The organism is Yimella lutea (assembly GCF_006715095.1).
In the GTDB taxonomy this organism is placed as follows: domain Bacteria; phylum Actinomycetota; class Actinomycetes; order Actinomycetales; family Dermatophilaceae; genus Yimella; species Yimella lutea.
In genome coordinates, this window is the sequence record NZ_VFMO01000001.1 from 3,000,465 (window position 1) to 3,021,199 (window position 20,735).

The window sequence follows — 20,735 nt, forward strand, 5'->3', positions numbered from 1 at the left end:
CGGCGCCGGACGCGAACCCATTCCCGTCGGGTGTATCGGGATCACCAGCTTCCGGTGCCTCCACCGCCCCCACCGCCGCCGGAGAACCCGCCACCTCCGGAAAAGCCTCCACCACCGAACGCCGATCCACCCGAGGATCCGGGGGTGGACACGAAGGTGCCGGCCGAGACGGTGCCGAAGTCGTCGATCCCGCCGGCGATGCTGCCGAAGTCACCGAAACCGCCGCCCAGCGGGATGTACCACATCGGCATGACCAGCGGCCGGCCCGCGGCTTCGGCCGCTCGCGCCACTTGGGCGAACTTGTCGGCCCACTGCTGGGCGATCCCGAAGACGACGGCGTACGGCATGTACCGGCTGAAGATCTGCTCCGCCTCGTCGAACTTGATCTGCTGCGCCTCGGCGGTGACGAGGTACTCGCGGAAACCGAGCGACTGGTCGGTGACCGCCGAGCCGCGAGCGGTACGCGATGCCATCTTGCGCCCCATCAGCATGACGATGACACCTGCGATCGCCAGCCCGATCGGCAGGCCGATGGCGGCTGCGCTGATGCCCGGGAGCAGGAAGAATCCGAAGAACGCCGCCCCGATGAGGGCCATGCCGCCCATCTGGAAACCGGCGCGAACCGCCTCCGGTGATCGCCGGAACCAGCCGCGCTGCACGACCTCGGTGTACATCTGGCTCTGCGCCTTGGTCAACGTGGACTTGAAGTGGTTACGCAGTTGCGACAGCAGGACCGGCGAACCCAGTTGGAAGAGCCCATCGAGCAAGGTCTCCTCGTACGGCAGCAGTTGTTCGCCGTCCGGCGGGTCGAGAAGGGTGAGCTGCCAGTCGTTCTTGGCGAACAGACCGCCGCGCTCGACCTCCTCCATCCGTAAGAAGCCGCGCACCGCGAGGTCGACCACCGTGGCCGAGACGTCGACGGTGCCGGCTTCTTCATCGATCACCGTGCCCATGAGTCCAGGGCGCACACCGGCCGGCGGCTGGAACTGCACCACCACGGTGCGGCGCCCGCCCCGGACCACCGAGTCGTCCTGGCCGTCCGCCGGTTCGAGCCCGGGCGCAACAGCGGCATAGCGCTCGTCGCGGCCCCGCTTCCAGACGGCCAGACCCATGACCGCCGCAGCCAGGGCCGGCAGACCCACCGCTGCACCGGAACCCACCGCTCGCAGCGTGTCCTGCTGCTGCGGGGTCAGCGACGAGTCTTCAGCGCCGCCCTTGGAGTCGTCGACCGTGCCTTGTTCGAGGTCGGGTGCGGTGCTGGTGAAAGGCGCCGCAGGGAACGCTGCTCCGATCGTCACCTGCTGAAACGGCTGGAGGGACGAGGCGCTGAACGTGGCCTTCTGCCCGGCGGACGATTCACACTTGTCGGACGTCTTCGTGACGCCGTAGTAACACACCGCGTTCGTGACAGCGGCCGGGCCGGTGACCGAGATCCGCACCTCGTCGGTGGGCACTCCGGTCTGGGATCCTGTTGCGTTCCAATAGAGTTCGACGGTCCCGTCGGGTTGCTTGTTGACGACGGAACCGAGTTTGTACTTCACGATGTAGGTGTGGGTGCCACGGACCGTCTCGTCGGCGGATCCGACCCGGATGACGGTCATCGCACCGAAGTCGGACAGGTCGACATCGTCCGGTGCGCCGGTCGGGCTGCTCACCCGGACGTCGGTCATCGGGTAGACGCGGTACTTGTCGGGCTCGGGGTCGTAGCCCTGCGAGGTGATGATCGATCGCTTGATGCCATGCGACTGGTCGCCGGCGAACTGGTACCTGATCGTCTCTGTCACCTCGGCCGAGCCATTCGGCTGCACGTCGTAGTCGGCGGTGAACGACAGGATCCGTTCCCCACCTGCCGCTCTCGCGCTCGAGACGGGCAGGAACACAACCGCTGCCGACCAGAGGAGTACGGCCAACACGGCCCAGAACCTTCGCATGACTGAACCCTACGAGGCGGGCGCCTGGATCCGGTGGATCAGTCCTGGCCGTCGCGCGCGGCGACTTCGTGCGGGCGCGCCAGAACGGTGGCGAGGAAGGTGAGGACGGCGACGGCGATGATCAGCCATCCGGCCCATGGAGCCCCGCCGTCACCGACCGTGAAGCCGATCGGCAGGAGCAGCGCGTTCCACAATAGGGTCGGCGAGCGCGCCGCGGACCGTCCCGCGTTCAGTAGCCAGGCGAGGGCGGCGACACATCCGGCGAGCACCACCAGCGTTGCAGCGAACGACCACGAACGCGCTGAGCCGCCGTCGAACCCCGACCAGATTCCCACCCCGAACAGAGCCACTGCCTGCACGACCATGAGGGCGGCGGCCACCCGCCATGGGGTGGTCACTCCCGGGGTCGCCTCGCGCAGCGGTGAAGATGTCTGATCGGACACACGGCATCCTTCCTCCGGGGCACGGACAGAACAGGTGAAACGCTGAAAAGCGCGAGTTACGGGGCAGGTCAAGGGCGTGGTGTGACCAAGGACTCACCTTCGAAAAGAAAAGATTCGGTCAAACCCCTTGTGCAACACAGCCAGCATCTGTGAGCCTAGACAGTCGGCACGCCCAACCACAGCGTAGCCACTCGAAACGAACCGACGAACGATGGGTGCCCCGTCGGTTTCACGCGCACGACGCATGGCCCGGCACCGGGAACATCTACTCAAGGAGCAGGACGACTATGGATTGGCGCGACCGCGCTGCATGCCTGGAAGAGGACCCGGAGCTTTTCTTCCCCATCGGGAACACGGGCCCTGCCTTGCAGCAGATCGAGGACGCCAAGGCTGTCTGTCGACGCTGCGAGGTCATCGACACTTGTCTGAAGTGGGCCATCGAGAGCGGGCAGGACGCCGGCGTCTGGGGTGGACTGTCGGAGGACGAACGACGCGCCATGAAGCGGCGCAATGCACGCGCCCGCCGTGCCGGTTGAACGTACCGGCTGAACGCGCAGGCTGAGTCCGCCGAAGTCAACGCTCCACCGGGATATCCCGCAGCACCGCCGTGAACTTCACGGCGGTGCCGTTTTCTGTCCGTTCCCAGTCGATGTCGCCGCTCAGGTCGGCGACCAGCGACCGGACGATCTGCACCCCGAGTCCGCCGCTGCCCGGCGCGAAATCGTCCGGTAACCCGGCACCGTCGTCGGCCACCTCCACCCGCAACAGATCGCCGTCACGAGTCTGCTTCCGACGCACTGTCACCTGCACGTGACCGTCCTGCTGCGCGAGGCCGTGCTCGACGGCGTTCTGGACGAGTTCGGCGAGCACCATCGCGATCGAGGTCGCGTCCTCGGAACACAGCGTCCCGAAGCTGCCGTCGATCGCGCCGCTGACCCGCATGCCCGAGCGGTTGCCCAGGTCGAGGGCTGCCTGCACTCCGCGCTGCGCGACCTCGTCGAAATCCAGGTGGTCGTCCAGCCGGGATGAGAGTGTCTCGTGCACCGAGGCGATCGTCGCCACCCGACGGACCGCGTCGTCCAAGGCTGCGCGGCCGGCCGGATCGTCGACCCGCCGTGCCTGGAGTCGAAGCACAGCGGCGACGGTCTGCAGATTGTTCTTCACCCGGTGATGGATCTCGCGGATCGTGACGTCCTTGGTGGCGAGTTCACGCTCACGACGACGCAGCTCACTCACATCGCGCACAAGAAGCACGGCACCGATGCGACGACCGTTCTCCTGCAACGGAATGGAACGAACCATCACGCTTGCCGACCGGGTGCGTACCTCACCGCGGTGCGCGACGCGTCCGCGCAGCACCTGGGTGAGGTCCTCGTCGGCCGGTGAACGCGCGGGCAGCAGGTCGTAGACGGCCGAGGCCAGCGGCATCCCGATGACATCGGCTTCGTACCCGAGGCGGTGCACCGCAGACACCGCATTCGGGCTGGCGTAGGTGACCAGGCCGTCGACGTCCAGGCGCAGCACCCCGTCGCCCACCCGCGGGGTGCCGCGCCGGACGTGGGTGGCCGGCTCGTGTTGCGGAAAGGTACCGGCAGCGATCATCCGGGCGAGCGCGTCGGCGGTCGCCAGGTAGGTGACCTCGAGTCGGCTCGGCGTGCGCATCGAGGCGAGATTGGTGTGCCGGGTGAGCACCGCGACCACACGTCCGTCGCGGACAACCGGGATCGCCTCCTCGCGGATCGGCATGTCGTCGCGCCAGACGGTCTGGCCGGCTCGGACGATCTCCTGCTGATCCCGTGCGGCCTGGACCATCCGGGCTCGAGGCACCGCCACCGGCTGACCGACGAGGTCCTCGGTGAAGACGCCGACGCCGGTGGTCGGACGGGCATGCGCCGCGGCGAACCACTCCCCCGCCTGCGACTGCACCCAGAGGACCAGATCGGCGAACGACAGGTCTGCGATCAGCTGCCAGTCACCGACGAGACGGTGCAGCCAGTCCGAATCGGCCGCGGTCACCTCGTGCCGGCTCAGCACGTCGCTCAAAGTGGGCACGGCGGGAGCCTATGCGGTGGATGACCCCGGTACGGCCGAGCCCCGGGACGCGACGGCGTTCCCGGGCCCGGTGACGTGATCGGCTCAGCTGGCGGTGCCGCTACGGATCGCCCCGCGCAGCGTCCGCAGCGCTACCGACAATGGGGCGAGCCCCGGGTGCGGCAGCGTCTTGATCGCGTCCAGCGAGGCGAGGGCCCTACCGACCGAGTCGGGGTTCTGCTCCAGCCAGCTCGCGACACGGTCGGCCGGAGCCGCCGAGTCCGGCGTGCCGGCCAGGACAGCCGCGGTGAACGACTCCAGCACCAGGTACAGGTCGTCGCGGATCGCGCCACGAGCCAAGGAGTCCCAGCGGTTCTCGCGCGGCAGTGCCGAGACCGCACCGAGCATGGTGTCGATCCCTACCCGCTCGGACACCGCAAAGTACGCACCGGCCACCGTCTCGATGTCGTGGTCGCTGTTGACCGCGAGTTCGGTGATGTCGAGCACCGAGAACAGGTCGAGCAGCGCGGCAGCACGGCCGGCCAGTTCGTCCGGAATGCCCTGGTCCACCAACGACGCCTTGTTGGTCTCCCACCGCTTGCGCTCGGTACCGCGCAACAGATCGGGCACCTTCGGCGCGAGCGCGGTCACGTCGGCCGAGAACCGGTCGATCTCGCTGCCGACATCGAGCGCCGTCGGCCGGTTGTTGAGCAACCAGCGAACCGCACGGTCGAGCAACCGGCGGAACTCCAGGTACAGCGTCGTCTGGGCATCGGTCGAGGCGCTGTTGTCCAGCGCCTCCACCTGGGCCACGAAGCCGGTCAGGTCGAAGACCTCGCGGGCCACGACGTACGCCCGAGCGATCTGTGGGGCCGAGGCCTGCGTCTCCTCCATCACCCGGAACGCGAACGTGATGCCGCCCCGGTTGATCATCGAGTTGACGACGGAGTTGATGACGATCTCGCGACGTAGCGGGTGCTGCGCGATAGCGTCCCCGAAGCTGTCGCGGACCCGCTGCGGGAAGTACTCGCGGAGGGTCCGGGTGAACCACGGGTCGTCGGTGAGGTCGCTGCCGGTGAGGTCGTTCTTCAGCGCGAGCTTGGCGTAGGCGACCAGCACCGAGAACTCCGGCGAGGTCAAACCACCCTCGTCCTCGAGCCGGCGCTCGATCTCCTCATCGCTCGGCAGGAACTCCAGGCCGCGGTCGAGTTCCTTGCGTGCCTCGAGCCACTTGATCAGACGCTGGTGGACGGTGACCATCACACCGGTCTGGGCGCGCGCGTTGCCGAGCAGAGTGTTCTGCTCGTAGTTGTCACGCAGCACCTGGTGAGCGACCTCGTCGGTCATCGAGGACAGGATCTCGTTGCGCTCGTCGAGATCGAACTGACCACGCTTGACCAGGTCGGTCAGCAGGATCTTGATGTTGACCTCGTGGTCGGAGGTGTCGACGCCGGCGGAGTTGTCGATCGCGTCGGTATTGACGCGGACGCCGTTTCGCGCGGCCTCGATGCGTCCGAGCTGGCTGGCGCCGAGGTTGCCGCCCTCACCGATGACCTTGACGCGCATCTGCTTTCCGTCGACCCGGATCGCGTCGTTCGCACGGTCGCCGATCCTGGAGTTCGACTCGGTACTCGCCTTGATGTACGTGCCGATGCCGCCGTTCCAGAACAGGTCGACGGGCGCCTTGAGGATGGCGTTCATCAGGTCGGACGGCGCCATCTCGGTGATGCCCTCGTCGATGCCGAGGCGCTCGCGCACCTCGTCGGTCAGCGGGATCGACTTGGCCGTTCGCGGGTACACCCCTCCACCCGCGCTGATCAGCGAGCTGTCGTAGTCCTCCCACGACGAACGCGCCAGGTCGAACAACCGACGGCGCTCGGGGTACGAGGTCGCAGCGTCCGGGTCGGGGTCGAGGAAAATGTGCCGGTGGTCGAACGCGGCCACCAACCGGATGTGCTCCGACAGGAGCATGCCGTTGCCGAACACGTCGCCGCTCATGTCGCCGACGCCGACGACCGTGAAGTCCTGCGTCTGCGTGTCGTGGCCCATCTCGCGGAAATGCCGCTTGACCGACTCCCACGCGCCTCGGGCGGTGATGCCCATGCCTTTGTGGTCGTAGCCCGCCGAGCCACCGGACGCGAACGCGTCGTCCAGCCAGAACCCACGATGCTGCGCGACGCCGTTGGCGATGTCGGAGAAGGATGCGGTGCCCTTGTCGGCCGCGACCACGAGGTAGGTGTCATCCGGGTCGTGACGGACGATGTCCTGCGGGGGCACGACCTCACCGTCGAGGAGGTTGTCGGTCAGATCGAGCAGCCCGCCGATGAACAGTTTGTAGGACTCGATGCCCTCGGCCATCCACGCATCGCGGTCGCTCGGGCTCGGCAACTGCTTGGCGTAGAAGCCGCCCTTGGAACCGGTCGGGACGATGACCGCGTTCTTGACCATCTGCGCCTTGACCAGCCCGAGCACCTCGGTGCGGAAGTCCTCGCGCCGGTCGCTCCAGCGCAGACCGCCGCGGGCGACCTTGCCGAAGCGCAGGTGCACGCCTTCGACGCGCGGACTGTAGACCCAGATCTCGAACATCGGCTGCGGGTGCGGCATGCCGGGTACCGACGCACAGTCGATCTTGAAGCTGATCACCGGACGGTGTCCGCCGTCCTGGAAGGCGTTGGTGCGCAGGATCGCCATGATCGCTCCGCGGAAGGAACGCAGGATGCGGTCCTGGTCGAGGCTGGCGACCTGGGTGAGCCCGGCGTCGATGCGCTCGTTCACCTCGGCCTGAGCGGCTTCACGGTCCTGCTCGGCGGTCGGGTCGAACCGGGCGTCGAACAGCGCGATGAGATCACGGGTGAGTTCGACGTTGGTGACCAACGCCTGCTCGACGTACTCCTGGCTGAACGGCAGTCCGACCTGGCGCATGTAACGGGCGATCGCACGAAGCACCGTCACCTGCCGGGCAGTCAAACCACCTTGCAACACAAGCGCATTGAGCCCGTCGGACTCGCTGTGCTTGTTCCACACCGCCGCGAACGCGTCCTGGAAGCGCTCGCGCACCTGAGCGAGTTCGGCATCGGTGCCCCACACGTCCGCGTCATCGGCGCGTAGGCCGAAGTCGTAGATGTGGATGAGTTCGCCGTCGGCGCGGTTCATCGAGTACGGACGCTCGTCGGTGACCCGGACGCCGAGGTCGGTGAAGATCGGCATGACGTCCGACAGCAGCACCCCGTTGCGGCGGAACAACTTGAACCGGCGCTCCCGCGCGTCACCGGACGGGTCACGGTAGAGCGTCAGACTGGTGTCGTCACCGTCCTTCAGCGACTCGATGTGGCGCAGGTCGGCGACGCCCTGACGCGGACCGAAGTCCTCCTTGTACGCCTCGGGAAAAGCATTGGCGTACAACGACATCACCCGCGCGGACGCGTCCTCACCGTCTTCGTCGCGGGCATGCATTCCGAGCTGCTCGGACCACGTCTGGGTGGAGCGCAGCAGTTCCTCGCGCAGTGCCTCGTCATCGACCTGCGGCACGCCGGTGCCGGGATCGACACGGACGACGAAATGGATGCGTGCCATCTCGGCGTCGGTCACGTGGGTCGTGTAGTCGATCGCCGTGGCGTCGAAGGTGCGCTTGAGGATGTTCGACATCGCCAGCCGTACACGGGTGTTGTACCGGTCGCGCGGGATGTAGACGACGACGCTGGTGAACCGGCCGAACTCGTCGTCGCGGCGCAGCACCGCCGGGGTGCGTCGCTCCTGGACGCGCATGACCTGGCTCGCGATGGACTTCAGTTCCTCGGTGCGGATCTGGAACAACTCGTCACGCGGGTAGGTCTCCAGCACCTGCATGAGGTCCTTGCCGGAGTGGCTGTCGGGGGCGTACCCGGAGTTGGTCACGACCGCAGCCACGCGCTCGCGCAGGATCGGCACGCGACGCACCGACTCGACATAGGCGCTGGAGGAGAACAGCCCGAGAAAGCGGCGCTCACCGATGACATTGCCGGCAGCGTCGAAGGTGCGCAGGCCGATGTAGTCGAGGTAGACAGGCCGGTGCACCGTGGAGCGGGAGTTCGCCTTGGTGACCGTCAACAGGTGCGGGTCGCGGGCAGTGCGTCGCGCGTGCGGGGTGAGGCGCGAGAACGCCTCGGACGCCGGGGCGTCGTAGCGCAACAGACCGAGGCCGCTACCGGCGACGCCGCGCAGGACGTCCTCGCCGTCGACCTCGTCCAACACGTACTCGCGGTAACCGAGGAAGGTGAAGTGTTCGTCGGCGAGCCACCGCAGGAAACCTTGGGTGCGCTCCACGATGTCCTTGCCGACCGAACTCGGCGGGTCGGCCTCCAGGTCGCGGATGATGACATCGCACTGTGCGCGCATGCGTTCCCAGTCGGTGACGGCGTCGCGGACGTCGTCGAGCACCTCGTGGAGAACAGCGACCAGGTCGGCGTCGCCGGACTCGTCGGCAGCCAGATCGATCTGCAGGTTCATCCACGACTCGGCGATGGGATCGGCCGCGCCCGAACGGTGCTGGGGCTGGTCATCGGTGTCGAGGATCTCGCGCAGCTCGCCGGAGGCGTCCCGCTCGACCCAGAGCTGAGGGTGGATCAGCAGGTGGACGCGGCGGCCCAGACGAGCGAGCGCCGCGGTGACCGAATCGACCAGGAACGGCATGTCGTCGGTGACGATCTGCAGGACCGCGTACGACGAGCTCCAGCCGTCGGCGTCCTTGTTGGGGTGCAACACCTGGATGTTGGCTCGACCCGGCGGACGCTGCTTGGCCAGTTGTTGATGCGCGTGCAGGAAGCCGTGGAGATTCGCGGATCCCAAAGCGTTGATGTCCTCGTCGGCGACGTGCCGGAAGTAACGCTCGGCGAGCGGGTCGGTGCACCCCCCGTCGCCGCAGTCGTGCGAAGCGCTCTCGCGCAGGACTTCCTGCCGGTGGTGACCGGACAAGTCAGCAGACAAAGCCAACAAACCTCATGGGTGCGTAGCGTGGCGGCGCACGTCGTTGTGCGCCGCCCGTCGACTGTATCGCCCCTGTGAAGTACGCCACAGTCCGGTTGGGCGGGTTAGCCTGGCCCGCATGCCTTCCTCGACCCAGGTCCGCGACGACGCCCTTCGCAGACTCGCGGCGACGGTTCCACAGCTGTTGTCGGTGCGGGTCGAGACCGCCACCGACACCGCCACGGCGACGATCGGGCAGGCCATCGAACATGTCGCCGAAGCGCTGCTGGCGTGGCACGACTGGCTGGTCGGCGGGTCGGCCGTGCAACTGCGTCTGAGTGACGGTTTGGCACCCACCGGAACCTTCGGTCCGCGCGCAGGTCCAGGGGTCGACCCTGCCGCGCTGGCGTCGGCCGCCTACGACCTGCGCCGTTGTGCCGCAACGCTGCAGACGGTCGTGGACGAGGTGAGGGACGAGGCGTCGCGTGCCACCGGACAGGAGTTGACCGATGTGCTGCGCGGGCTCGCCGAGGTGTTGCAGGATCACGTCGCTCAGGTGCGCGAACTGATGCCGGGCGGTGGTGCCGCGGCCGACACCCGACAGGCGCGACTGAGTGTCGCCGAACGCGTCCTGCACCGCAGGGTGCTCGATACGCTGCGCGCATGAAGATCAAGCGTTCCTGGACCTACCCCGCCCCCGTGGCCGACGTGTACGCGATGGTGACCGACGAGGCCTACCAGCGACGCAAATCGGAGGCGACCAGCACCGACGGCGGCACGGTCGAACTCGCCCAGACCGCCGATGGCGGACACCTCATCACCGTTGCCCGGGTGCTGCCCACCGATGCGTTTCCCGAGAACATCAGGGCGATGGTCGGCAACACCATCACGGTGGTCGAGACCCAGACCTGGGGTCTCGCCGGCGACGACGGTTCGCGGGTCGCCGACCTGGCGGTCGACGTGAAGGGCACGCCGGCGTCGATGAAGGGCACGGTGACGTTGACCCCGGTGTCGGACACACAGACCCGACTGGACGTCGACGGAGACCTCAAGGGCGGCATCCCGATCATCGGCGGCAAGATCGAAAAAGCCGCCGCACCGTCCTTCATCCACGCACTCGAGCAGGAAGAACGCATCGGCACCGAATACCTCGCCGGCAACTGAGCGTAGACAGATCGGTCTGGGAATCACGTTGGTTCCCAGACCGACTCGCGTTGTTGTCAGTTGGAGTTGAGCACCACACTGGCTTCAGTGGTTCACCCGGAAGGCGAAAGTCCCCTGCAGGTGCAGTGATCGGGTGTGCCCGCCGAACCTCCGGGCCCAGGACTGCGCATGTTGTGCTGCAGGTCAGCCCATGTGCGGGTACTCGTAGGAGGTCGGCGGCACGAAGGTCTCCTTGATGGAGCGCGGGCTCGTCCAGCGCATCAGATTCGCGGGTGAGCCGGCCTTGTCGTTGGTGCCCGATGCACGGCCCCCGCCGAACGGCTGCTGGCCGACGACGGCGCCGGTCGGCTTATCGTTGATGTAGAAGTTGCCGGCAGCGAACCGCAGGCGACGGGTGGCGTCCGCGATGACCACCCGGTCGGTGGCGATGATCGAACCGGTGAGGGCGTACGGCGCGACCGACTCCATTTGGTCGAGCACCTTGTCGAACTGGCGGTCGGGGTAGACGTGCACCGCGAGGATCGGACCGAAGTACTCGGTGGAGAACATCTCGTTGTCGGCGTCGCCGATCTCCAGCACGGTCGGGCGCACGAAGTAGCCGACCGAGTCGTCGTAGGTGCCGCCGGCCAGCACCTCGATGTCCTTGTGCGCATGTGCCATGTCGATGGCGTCCTTGTGCTTGGCGAACGCACGATCGTCGATGACCGCACCCATGAAGTTGGAGAAGTCGGTGACATCACCCTGGGTGAGCGAGTCGGTGATCGAGACGAGGTCGGCCTTGATCTTCTTCCACAGGCTCGCCGGCACGTACGCGCGGCTGGCGGCCGAGCACTTCTGGCCCTGGTACTCGAAAGCGCCACGGATCATCGCGGTCCGCAACACGTCCGGGTCGGCGGACGGGTGGGCCAAAATGAAGTCCTTGCCGCCGGTCTCCCCCACCAGGCGCGGGTAGGTGCGGTAGTCGGACAGGTTGGCACCGACCTGGCTCCACAGGTGCTGGAAGGTCGGGGTGGATCCGGTGAAGTGGATACCTGCGAGGTCGCGGTCGGCCAGTGCGACCTTGCTCAAGTTGAGTCCGTCGCCGGTGACCAGGTTGATCACACCCGGGGGCATGCCGGCTTCTTCGAGCAGTTCCATCGTCAGCTGCGCGGCGCGGTTCTGCGTCGGGCTCGGCTTCCAGACGACCGTGTTGCCCATCAACGCAGGAGCGGTCGGCAGGTTGCCGGCGATCGCGGTGAAGTTGAACGGCGTGATCGCATAGACGAAGCCCTCGAGCGGACGGTGGTCGGTGCGGTTCCACACGCCGCGCGCGTTGGCCGGCGGCTGCTCGGCGAGGATCTGTCGGGCGAAGTGGACGTTGAAACGCCAGAAGTCGATCAGTTCGCAGGCGGCGTCGATCTCGGCCTGGTAGCAGGTCTTGCTCTGCCCGAGCATGGTCGCTGCATTCATGCGGGAGCGGTAGGGGCCGGCCAGCAGGTCGGCAGCCTTGAGCAGGATCGCTGCGCGGTCGTCGAAGCTCAGTTCACGCCAGCCCGGAGCGGCGTCCTTGGCCGCCTGGACCGCCGCCTCCGCGTCGGCCACGGTCGCGTTCTTGAGGGTGCCGAGCACCTTCTTGTGGGCGTGCGGCTGACGTACGGCAATGGCCTTGCCACCGCCCATGACTCGCTTGCCACCGATGGTGTGGGGCAGGTCGACCTGCTCGCCGCCGATCTGCACGAGGGCGAGTTCGAGCGAGGCGCGCTCCGGACTTCCGGGTGCGTAATCGAGGACCGGCTCGTTGACCGGTGCGGGCGGATTGGTCACTGCGTCCATGAAGGGTGGCTCCTGTCGTGCTCGGAAGTGTCCGGCAAAGATGCGGACGTTCGTCCGGCCATCGTCTCAGACGCTCGGCGACCGCAGTCTTTCGACGTCGAACTGTCCGGTTACCCGTGAACGCCGTGGCCCGGAGAAGTCGGCCTGCTCGATCACCAGCGTCCATACCCCTCGCAGACCGGGCAACGAACTCGTCCAGCACCAGCCCTTTCCCGCATCAAGTCTCCGGCTCATCCGTGTGGACAACTCGTCACTGTCATCAGGGCTGTGGATACCCGTCGGTAGCGAATTTCGCTGTCAGCGAACGAAATCGGGGTGTGGAAAGGCTGCCGTACGGGTCCGAACACATGTACGATGAAACCATGTTCGAGACCACCTCCTACCCCGGTGAAGCAGCCGAATGCGCTGCCGTCGCGACCGACGCGTTGGCGTCGGTGCGGCGCCTTGGGAAGGTGTCGTCGAACCTGACCGATGTCGAACTCACGGCCACTGCGCAATCGCTGGTGGTGATGATGCAGCAGGCCGAAGCCTCCCTCGTCGCGCTCACCACGGACGCGATCGGGCGGGGTGTGATCGACCGGTCCACCGCCGCGAACGCGGCGCAGTGGGTGCAACGGTTGTCGACCGGTGAACCCGTGCCCGGGTTGTTGGGTGCGGAAACCCTGTCCGTGGCCGGACCACTGGTTCCCGAGTCCCCGCCGGCCAGTGACCCTGCCAGCGCCACCAGTGAACCCGGCGATCTCGGGCAGGAACCTCTGCGGTCGGGGATCGAGCCGGCGCACGCCGCCCGGATCAGCAAACTCGCGGATGCGTGCCGGTCCCCGTTGAACCAGGTGCTGGCGGACGCGGTGTGCACCGGATCGGTGAACACCACCATCGCCAAGACCGCGCTGGACAATATCGACACGATCAAAGCCGTGCTCCCCACGGCAGGCCGGGGTGAAGTGTTCTCCTGGTTCCTCGGCCTGGAACCAGGCTCCGGCGCCAAAGCAGTCCACGAACTGACCAAGCGAATCATCGCGATGTTCGGTGATGAGGTGTTGGACGAGAAGGAAGACGCGGTCCGGGCACACGAATCGTTGACCTGGATCGACCTGCCTGAGGGCATGGTCCGCCTGATCGCGGACCTGTCCCCGGATCACGCGGAGATCGTGAAGCACGCCATCGGTGCGTTGTCCGCACCGGCGCCGGTCACCGACTGCTGTGACGAGCCGAACCACCGCCACCACCAGGGTGCTGCGAAGACGGGGGAGCCGGATACCCGGTCACCGGGCAAACGACGCGCGGACGCGCTGCTCACGCTGATCACCATGGGCGCCCAAGGAATCGACGGTGACGGCAGCATCCGCACCTTCGGCAGTGCCCGGTTGGTCGTCACCATCGACTACGAGGTGCTCGCCAAAGCCCTTGCCGGACTCGGGGTCACCGACACCGGGGTCGGTGTCACCCCCGACACGATCCGACAACTCGCCTGCGATGCGGAGATCATCCCGATGGTCCTCGGCTCCAAGTCCCAACCGTTGAACGTCGGACGCAAGGTCCGGCTGGTCGACAAAGAACTCCGAAGAACCGTGATCCAACGCGACAAACACTGCACCTACGACGGATGTGACCGACCACCCGTCATGTGCGAAGTGCACCACGTGACCCCCTGGTGGGCCGGCGGTGAAACGTCCCTCGCGAACTCAGCCCTGCTGTGCACCACCCACCACCGCATCGTGCACCGCGACCACCTCACCGCCACCGTCACCGACCACACCGTGACCTGGCACCACAGCAAGGGTGTCAACGCCGCCTGAACGGCGCGCAGACGACCCATCCCCACCCCGCGCCAGCACAGTTTCTGCACGAACTCTTTGCTGATCGGCGATTCAGGCGATCTGCCGTCCTTTTCAGGGGAGTGTCAGAATTTCGGTGTTTCTGGTCCTGTTGATTAGTACTTCTCTGCGGTGGGCCAGCGGCCCTCGAAGACGGTCGCGAACACGTTGAGTGCTGGCTTCCATCGCATGGTCCATCGTGCCTGTCCTCGCCCGGTGGGGTCCAGCGACCTGGTCACCAGGTACAGGCATTTAAGCGCTGCTTGCTCGTTCGGGAAATGCCCGCGAGCTCGCACCGCTCGTCGGTAGCGGGCATTCAACGACTCGATCGCGTTGGTACTGAAGAAGATTCGCCGGATCTCGACGTCGTAGGCCAGGAACGGGGTGAACTCCTCCCACGCGCTGTCCCACAACCGGATCAACGCCGGATACCGCTGGCCCCAGCTGTCGGTGAACGTCTCGAACTGTGCTCGTGCCGCCTGCGCAGTGGGCGCGGTGTACACCAGCTTCAACTCCCGGGCGATCTGATCCCAGTACTTACGCGACGTCAGCCGGAAACTGTTGCGCAGCAAGTGAATGACACACGTCTGGACGGTCGCGTCCGGCCAGGTCGTGGCCACCACCTCCGGCAAGCCCTTCAGGCCGTCACAGACCACGAACATCGCGTCCTTGATGCCGCGGTTCTTCAACTCAGTCAGCACCGCCAGCCAGTACTTGGCTCCCTCCCCGTCGCCGGGGGTGCCGGCCCACAACCCGAGCAGGTCCTTGCAGCCGTCGACGGTGACCCCGATCGCGGCATAGAACGGCCGGTTGGCGACCTGCCCGTCACGCACCTTGACCACGATCGCGTCGATAAAGATCGCGGCGTAGACAGGGTCCAGCGGCCGCGACAGCCACTCGTTCATCTCCTCGCCGATCCGGTCAGTGATCCGGCTGATCGTGTCCCGGGACACGCTCGCGCCGTAGATCTCCTCCAAGTGCGCGCTGATCTCACCAGTCGTCAAATCCTTCGCGGTCAGCGACAGCACGACCTGCTCCACGCTGCCGAGCTTGCGGTGGTGCTTGGGCACGATCACCGGTTCGAACGTGCCCGCCCGGTCCCGTGGCACTTGGATCTCGACCCTGCCGACAGTGTCCGTCAACACGGTCTTGGTCCGGGAACCGTTGCGAACATTACGAATCCGCTCGTCCGTGGTGCGACTCCCAACATCATCGTGGTCAGTACCAGCGGCCGGGGCCGGCGGATCGTGCTTGCCGTGGCCGAGGTGCTCGGTCATCTCCTCTTCCAGGGAGACCTCCAGCACCATCTTGGTCAGGTCCTTCAACAGTCCTGACGGGCCGGTCAGCGAGTCACCGTTGGCGCGGGCTTCCTGCACCAGTTCGGTGATCGCCGCCAGTCGGCGAGCCTGCTCCTCGGACTTGCTTGGCAGACGATCGGCCGGCTCACGCCGCCGAGACAATTCCTGGGCTTCGGTCCGGTCCTGGTTGCTGTTGTTCACGTCCTGCAGCGTCATGCGCTACACCTCCGACTGCGGCAGCGACGAAGTCGAGACCGGGCACGGCCGGATGCGGCTTCAATGGGAACCCGTCTGGCGGCCGTACGATCGGTATCTCACTTGATCCGGGCGACACCACGGTGCTCGCGGGCCCGGTCTCGCGGGACGCCACCGGCTATCGGATCGATGGCCGCACGATCGCGACCGAACCTTTCCCTGACCGCGCACACCTGCCCGCCGGTCGCTTCTTCGTGTACGTCGCCGAGAACACAACCCCGGGCCACGGACCGCACCCACGGCTACCCGGTCGACAGCAGCGGGCAGCGGGCACCCGAGCAGGACTTCGACTGACCGCCGGCGTCCTCAGCCGGTCGTGCCCTCGACCCGGTGACCTTCCCACAGCGGACCACCGCAGTGGTCGAGAGCACGACGAGCCAGCCTCACGACAGCGATCTGGTCGGCACCGTCCCAAGCGGCCTGCCAGTCCTGACGCCAGCGAGTCCACGGCTCCGGGCGGGTCTTCGCCCACTCGGCGACGGCGGCCTCGAGACCCTTGCCGGTGCCCTGCCATGCCCGATCGTGGGCCAGCAGGAAACGAGTCGCTTTCTCGTAGACGTAGAACGCGAGGTAAGCGTTGTACTCAGCGCCCTCGAGGTCGTCGATCAGGTCTGTGAGTCCGTATCTCTGATGCTCTGTTTCACTCTGGGACAACGGTTTCGGGCCTGCAGCGATCTCGTGCAGACAGTCTCGTCGCAGTCGTTCACCGGATCCGTCCCGATCGACCAGGACGACCGATTCGCCTACCAGCCGCTGCATCGTCGGCTGTCTACGATCCTGATCCGTCGCCCGGTAGAACGCCAACGACGATTCGGTATGGACGAACAGTTCGACCGGAACGCCGTCGGCCCGCAGCGACTCCCGCATCGGTGCAGGTGGCCCGTCCAGCAGGACAGTGATGTCCAGGTCCGACAGGGCGGTGGCCGTTCCTCGAACGACGCTCCCGCCGAGCCAGGCCGCAACCGGGGAGGAAAACCGTTGTGCCACAACCTGCGTCGCGAGGCGGACAGATTCGTCCAGGGCGAGCGGGAAGGGTTCGGTCACTGGTTGTCGATCACGTCGAGAAGCACACCCAACTCCGTGGCGTCGAACCAGGACAGTTCGATGTCCTGGTCCGGATGCTCGGCGGCCGCGTCGCCATCGATCAGGTGAAAGCTGGCAAACCGCTTGAGCGGCAACGGTCCACAGGCGACCACCTTCGCGTCGGCATTACCGTCCGTCACCGAGCCTTCGGCGACGTCAGCAGCGGCGACGACCTGCGCCCCGAGCGCGATCGCGGCCAGCGCGGCGTCCTGGCTCGCGGCGTACTCGTGCACCTCGTCGTCGTCGACACCAGGGCGTCCGGCGCGAGCTGCGTCCGTCACCGCGAATGCGTCGAATCGCTCGTCGGTGAGTTCACGTCCGTCGCGCAGCGCGAGGAGTTGCTCGGTGGTCAGCTGAAGGTAGATCCGGCGCATGGTGGTCACGGGTGCCTCCTCAGCTCTCGGACACGAGTTCGGCAAGTGCTTCCTCGACACATTGGCCGAGCATCTCGACGTCAGGCATCGAGTCGCGGTCTGCGGTGAGGCCGAAGAACACCTTGCCGTTGTACGACGTGAGACCGATGGCGAGCGCCTGACCTTTGGCGATCGGGATCACCGGATAGGAACCGATCATCTCGGCGTCCGCGGCGTACAGCTCGTGCTGCGGCCCGGGGACGTTGGTGATGACCAGGTTGAACATCCGGCGGGACATCACACCACCGAGGCGAGCCCCGAGAGAGTGCAGGGTGGGCGGCGCGAACCCGGACAGGCCCGACAGCGACCGCGCTCCGACGGCGGTGCGCGAATCAACCTGCTGTTGCATCGCGTACGCGACCTGGTGCAGTCGCATCCGTGCATTCGGCTCCCCGACGGGGAGGTCGATGAAGCATGCGGTCACCTGGTCCTGGTCCGGGTCGTCGTCGACGGAGTGCGTGCTCACCGGCACCATTGCGCGGATCGTCGCACCGCTGTCGACTGCCTGCCCACGCGACATCAGCCACGCCCGCAGACCGCCCGCGACCGCAGCAAGCACGACGTCATGGACAGTGACGTGCTCATTGGAGCTGTCGGCCGTGATGCGGGTACGCACCTTCTGGTAATCGGCGAGCTTACTCTCCAGCATCACGTACCGCCGGTACCCGCTGACCTGCGCATTGAGCGGGCTGCTCGGCGCCCGCAGCGCGGTGCTCCGGGCCAGCACACCCAACAGATCGGTTGCCGTGCCCGCGACTCGCCGACCCAGAGTGTGAACGTCGGTCAGTACCTCGACTCCCTCGCGGATCACTCGCCCCGGGCTGCGCAGCATCGAGAAGATGCTGTCGGCGACGAGTTCGATCGCCGACGGCTCCGGACGCGCCCGCCAGGTGTGCGGGATCTGGTCCTCGCGGCCCGCGTCGGAGTCGACGATCACCTGGCCGATGTCGATCGCGTTCACACCGTCGACGAGTGCCTGGTGGGTCTTCGTGACGATCGCGAAGCGTCCGCGCTCAAGCCCTTCGACGAGGTACAGCTCCCACAGCGGACGATCCCGATCCAGCGCGCGCGACTGGATACGTCCGACGAACTCCTCCAGCTGGGCGGTGTTGCCCGGTTTCGGCAGTGCGGAGCGACGTACGTGATACGTGATGTCGAAGTCCTGGTCGTCGACCCAGACCGGGTTGCTGATGCGTCCGGGGGTGTGCCGAACCCGCTGGCGGTACCGCGGCACGTAGGCGATGCGGTTGCTGACAAGGTCGATGATGTTGTCGTACTCGAACCCCTCCGCCGGCGGGTCGAACACCATCACCGAACCGACGTGCATAGGCGTGGTGGCGTCCTCCAGGTACAGGAAGGACGCGTCGAGTGAGGTCAGTCGATCAGCCACGCGGCTATGTTCTCATCCCTGGTGGTCAGCCCGCTCGCTTACGCAGACCTCGTCCCCGGCGCGCGGGACGGCCCTGCGCCAGACCCATCCGTTCGTGCGCGAGTGCGCGGATCGCTGCTGCCGCCGGCGACGACGGGGCGGTTTCGGCAAGTGCCCTGCCGGCGAGCAGCGCAGCGTCCAACGCGTCGCGGTCGTCCGGGATCAACACCGGTTCGACGCCGGCGAACCGCTGCAGCGCGTGCTCGATCTCCTGGCGCGGGTTGCGACCGGCGGCCGATGCACGAACCTTGGTGACCACCACCGTCGACCGAGCGACGGTGAGTTCCTTGACCTCGTCGATCGCGCGCACGAGCCTACCGATTCCGATCGGGTCACCGGCAGCCACGACCAACACCTCGTCCGCGTTGTCGAGCACTGCACGAGTGGCCATGTTCCGTTGTGGCGCAACGGTGTCGAAGCTCAACTCCTCGTCCAGATCGGTCGGTGCCGCAATGTCGACGATGGTCCATCGATGCATCCGTTTCGAGGTTTCAAGTACCGATTGCAGTGCAGCAGAACGAACTTCCGGCCAACGGTCCGGGCGCGGCAGGCCGGTCAGGATGCGCAACCTCTCCCCCACCATCGGCGCCAGCCCGGCGAGCGAGACGGTGTCGAGGCGTCCGGCTTCAGCCAGCCGTGTCGCAGCGGCGACGCCCGGTGCTTCATCCAGCACGCCGAACAGTTGGGCCTGGCACGCACCATAGGTGTCGGCGTCGATCAGCATCGTGGGTTCTCCGGCAGCCGCGAATTCGACGGCGAGGTTGGCTGCGAGGACCGAACGTCCGGGTGCGCCCCCGGTGCCCCAGACCACGATGACCTTGCCGTCCTCGTCCTGCTCGTTGGGTGCCGGAGAACCGGCATCCTCCTCGGGCAGGGCTGCCACACGCGGTACGTCGGTCGTCGCCGCCGCGTGCACCTGCTCGAGGAGTTCGTCCTGGGCAGCTCGATCACCGATCAGCCAGCTGACACCCCACTCACGCAGTGTGCGCTCCTGCGACTCGTCGGCGAACACGCCGATGACACGTACGCCCTGGTCGCGTAGTTCGCGTACGGACGACAGATCGAGACCGGGCAGGTCCGCCGAGACCAGCGCCACCTCCGCACGACCGGCGGCAGCGACGGCGAGCACCTCAGCGAGATCAGCACAGCGTCGGACCAGATCCACCCCGTTCGCCGCGCCGAGCACCGCAGCGATCTCCGCCTCGGCGTGCGCACTGACCCCGGTGATGACCGCGATCGCCATCAGTTGCCCTTCATCGGTGAACCCGCGGCGGGGATCAGCGTGACCTTCGCACCACCGTTCACCGATTCGATGATCGTGGCAACCTTCCCATCGGGCACCAGGACGTAGACCTGGTCCCCGCCGGACGACACTCCGAGGCCCGATCCTGACATGGGCACACGATGCACGGTCGCCCGTTGTACCTCTTTGGTCGGACGCTGGAAGTCGTTGGTACCGGTCGAACCCGGCGTGCGTCGCGCGACCCACACGTCGACGACCGAGCCGCGCACCAGTGCGGCCGCCTGCGAGCCGGCGACCGGCAGACCGATGCTCTTCGCGTTCACCTCGCCGGCCGACCCGATGGCGCTCGTCGGCACCAGTTCCCCTTCGCGGACCTCCCGCAGCACGGTGCCTGTCGGCTTCTTGCCGGTGCCGAAGTAACCTTCTCGCCCGTTGTCGATCCGCACCTTGACCACCTCGAGATCGGATGCCGCCACGGAGTCGCCCGGCAGGAGCGTCCGCTTCGCACGGAGCACCTCGACGGACGAGTCGAACTGCTTGAGGGTCAGCGCGCCCGCGAGCATCGCCAGGATCACCAGCAGCACCCCGGCGATGAGGCGACCGTCCTTCCACGACGGTTTCTGCAGGCGTTGGGCCGGACGCCCGTCGGCAGCCGACTGCGACGTCGCGCGAGGCGTCATGCGAGACGTCGTGGTGTGGGTGTCGCCCATCGGTCGTTCTCCCGTCGATACGTGTTGTCCGCTTCATCTTGCGTTCGGATCCACGCCAAGGCGAGTTGTCCACAGGTAAAAACTTGTTCAAACCTGCGATGCGCCACAATGGCCACAGCACGTGCTCAGCCCGATGACCACCACTTCGGCCGACCGGAAAGGACG

General features: G+C 66.8%; 15 protein-coding genes. 4 read left to right on the forward strand and 11 right to left on the reverse strand.

Annotation, left to right across the window (positions count from 1 at the left end):
- Positions 1–41 precede the first annotated feature (41 nt).
- The gene (locus FB459_RS14485; RefSeq protein WP_141928998.1) at positions 42–1,931 is read right to left on the reverse strand and encodes a DUF2207 domain-containing protein; all 1,890 of its coding nucleotides are present in this window, start codon (positions 1,929–1,931) and stop codon (positions 42–44) included.
- Between the two features lie 38 nt (positions 1,932–1,969).
- A complete protein-coding gene (locus tag FB459_RS14490) occupies positions 1,970–2,374 on the reverse strand; it encodes a hypothetical protein (protein ID WP_141928999.1) in 405 nt (134 codons plus the stop codon).
- Between the two features lie 287 nt (positions 2,375–2,661).
- Between FB459_RS14490 and FB459_RS14495 the strand changes: the two genes are divergently transcribed.
- Positions 2,662–2,910: a WhiB family transcriptional regulator gene (locus FB459_RS14495; protein ID WP_115922524.1), complete on the forward strand. Its 249-nt coding sequence runs from the start codon at positions 2,662–2,664 to the stop codon at positions 2,908–2,910.
- Positions 2,911–2,947: 37 nt separating this feature from the next.
- Here FB459_RS14495 and FB459_RS14500 read toward each other — a convergent pair whose 3' ends face one another.
- Both FB459_RS14500 and FB459_RS14505 read right to left on the reverse strand, forming a co-directional pair.
- Positions 2,948–4,426 carry a sensor histidine kinase gene (locus tag FB459_RS14500; RefSeq protein WP_141929000.1) on the reverse strand — a complete coding sequence of 493 codons (1,479 nt, stop codon included), beginning with the start codon at positions 4,424–4,426 and terminating at the stop codon, positions 2,948–2,950.
- Between the two features lie 84 nt (positions 4,427–4,510).
- A complete protein-coding gene (locus tag FB459_RS14505) occupies positions 4,511–9,367 on the reverse strand; it encodes an NAD-glutamate dehydrogenase (protein ID WP_246092466.1) in 4,857 nt (1,618 codons plus the stop codon).
- Between the two features lie 118 nt (positions 9,368–9,485).
- Between FB459_RS14505 and FB459_RS14510 the strand changes: the two genes are divergently transcribed.
- Together FB459_RS14510 and FB459_RS14515 are read left to right on the forward strand one after the other, a co-directional pair.
- Complete coding sequence (locus FB459_RS14510; RefSeq protein WP_141929002.1) at positions 9,486–10,013, forward strand: hypothetical protein; 528 nt, start codon at positions 9,486–9,488, stop codon at positions 10,011–10,013.
- Positions 10,010–10,510, forward strand: coding sequence for a DUF2505 domain-containing protein (locus FB459_RS14515; protein WP_141929003.1), 501 nt, complete (start codon positions 10,010–10,012; stop codon positions 10,508–10,510). Before FB459_RS14510 ends, FB459_RS14515 begins: the two co-directional genes overlap by 4 nt.
- A 183-nt stretch (positions 10,511–10,693) precedes the next feature.
- On the opposite strand, the gene pruA is transcribed toward FB459_RS14515, so the two are convergent.
- The gene (pruA, locus tag FB459_RS14520) at positions 10,694–12,322 is read right to left on the reverse strand and encodes an L-glutamate gamma-semialdehyde dehydrogenase (protein ID WP_141929004.1); all 1,629 of its coding nucleotides are present in this window, start codon (positions 12,320–12,322) and stop codon (positions 10,694–10,696) included.
- A 362-nt stretch (positions 12,323–12,684) separates the two neighbouring features.
- On the opposite strand from pruA, the gene FB459_RS14525 reads away from it, so the two are divergent.
- The gene (locus tag FB459_RS14525) at positions 12,685–14,121 is read left to right on the forward strand and encodes an HNH endonuclease (protein WP_246092467.1); all 1,437 of its coding nucleotides are present in this window, start codon (positions 12,685–12,687) and stop codon (positions 14,119–14,121) included.
- A gap of 134 nt (positions 14,122–14,255) precedes the next feature.
- On the opposite strand, the gene FB459_RS14530 is transcribed toward FB459_RS14525, so the two are convergent.
- The 6 genes from FB459_RS14530 to FB459_RS14550 all read right to left on the reverse strand — a co-directional run bounded on the left by FB459_RS14530 (position 14,256) and on the right by FB459_RS14550 (position 20,570).
- On the reverse strand, positions 14,256–15,653 hold the full coding sequence (locus FB459_RS14530) for an IS256 family transposase (protein ID WP_246092468.1): 1,398 nt from the start codon (positions 15,651–15,653) through the stop codon (positions 14,256–14,258).
- Positions 15,654–15,998: 345 nt separating this feature from the next.
- Positions 15,999–16,736 carry a nucleotidyltransferase domain-containing protein gene (locus FB459_RS14535; RefSeq protein WP_170221953.1) on the reverse strand — a complete coding sequence of 246 codons (738 nt, stop codon included), beginning with the start codon at positions 16,734–16,736 and terminating at the stop codon, positions 15,999–16,001.
- Positions 16,733–17,149 carry a DUF6912 family protein gene (locus FB459_RS17440; RefSeq protein ID WP_425472385.1) on the reverse strand — a complete coding sequence of 139 codons (417 nt, stop codon included), beginning with the start codon at positions 17,147–17,149 and terminating at the stop codon, positions 16,733–16,735. The genes FB459_RS14535 and FB459_RS17440 overlap by 4 nt, the downstream gene beginning before the upstream one ends.
- A 19-nt stretch (positions 17,150–17,168) precedes the next feature.
- Positions 17,169–18,578 carry a WS/DGAT/MGAT family O-acyltransferase gene (locus FB459_RS14540; RefSeq protein ID WP_141929006.1) on the reverse strand — a complete coding sequence of 470 codons (1,410 nt, stop codon included), beginning with the start codon at positions 18,576–18,578 and terminating at the stop codon, positions 17,169–17,171.
- Between the two features lie 25 nt (positions 18,579–18,603).
- Positions 18,604–19,860, reverse strand: coding sequence for a CpaE/TadZ family protein (locus FB459_RS14545; protein ID WP_141929007.1), 1,257 nt, complete (start codon positions 19,858–19,860; stop codon positions 18,604–18,606).
- A complete protein-coding gene (locus FB459_RS14550; RefSeq protein WP_141929008.1) occupies positions 19,860–20,570 on the reverse strand; it encodes a CpaB family protein in 711 nt (236 codons plus the stop codon). The genes FB459_RS14545 and FB459_RS14550 overlap by 1 nt, the downstream gene beginning before the upstream one ends.
- Positions 20,571–20,735 lie beyond the last annotated feature (165 nt).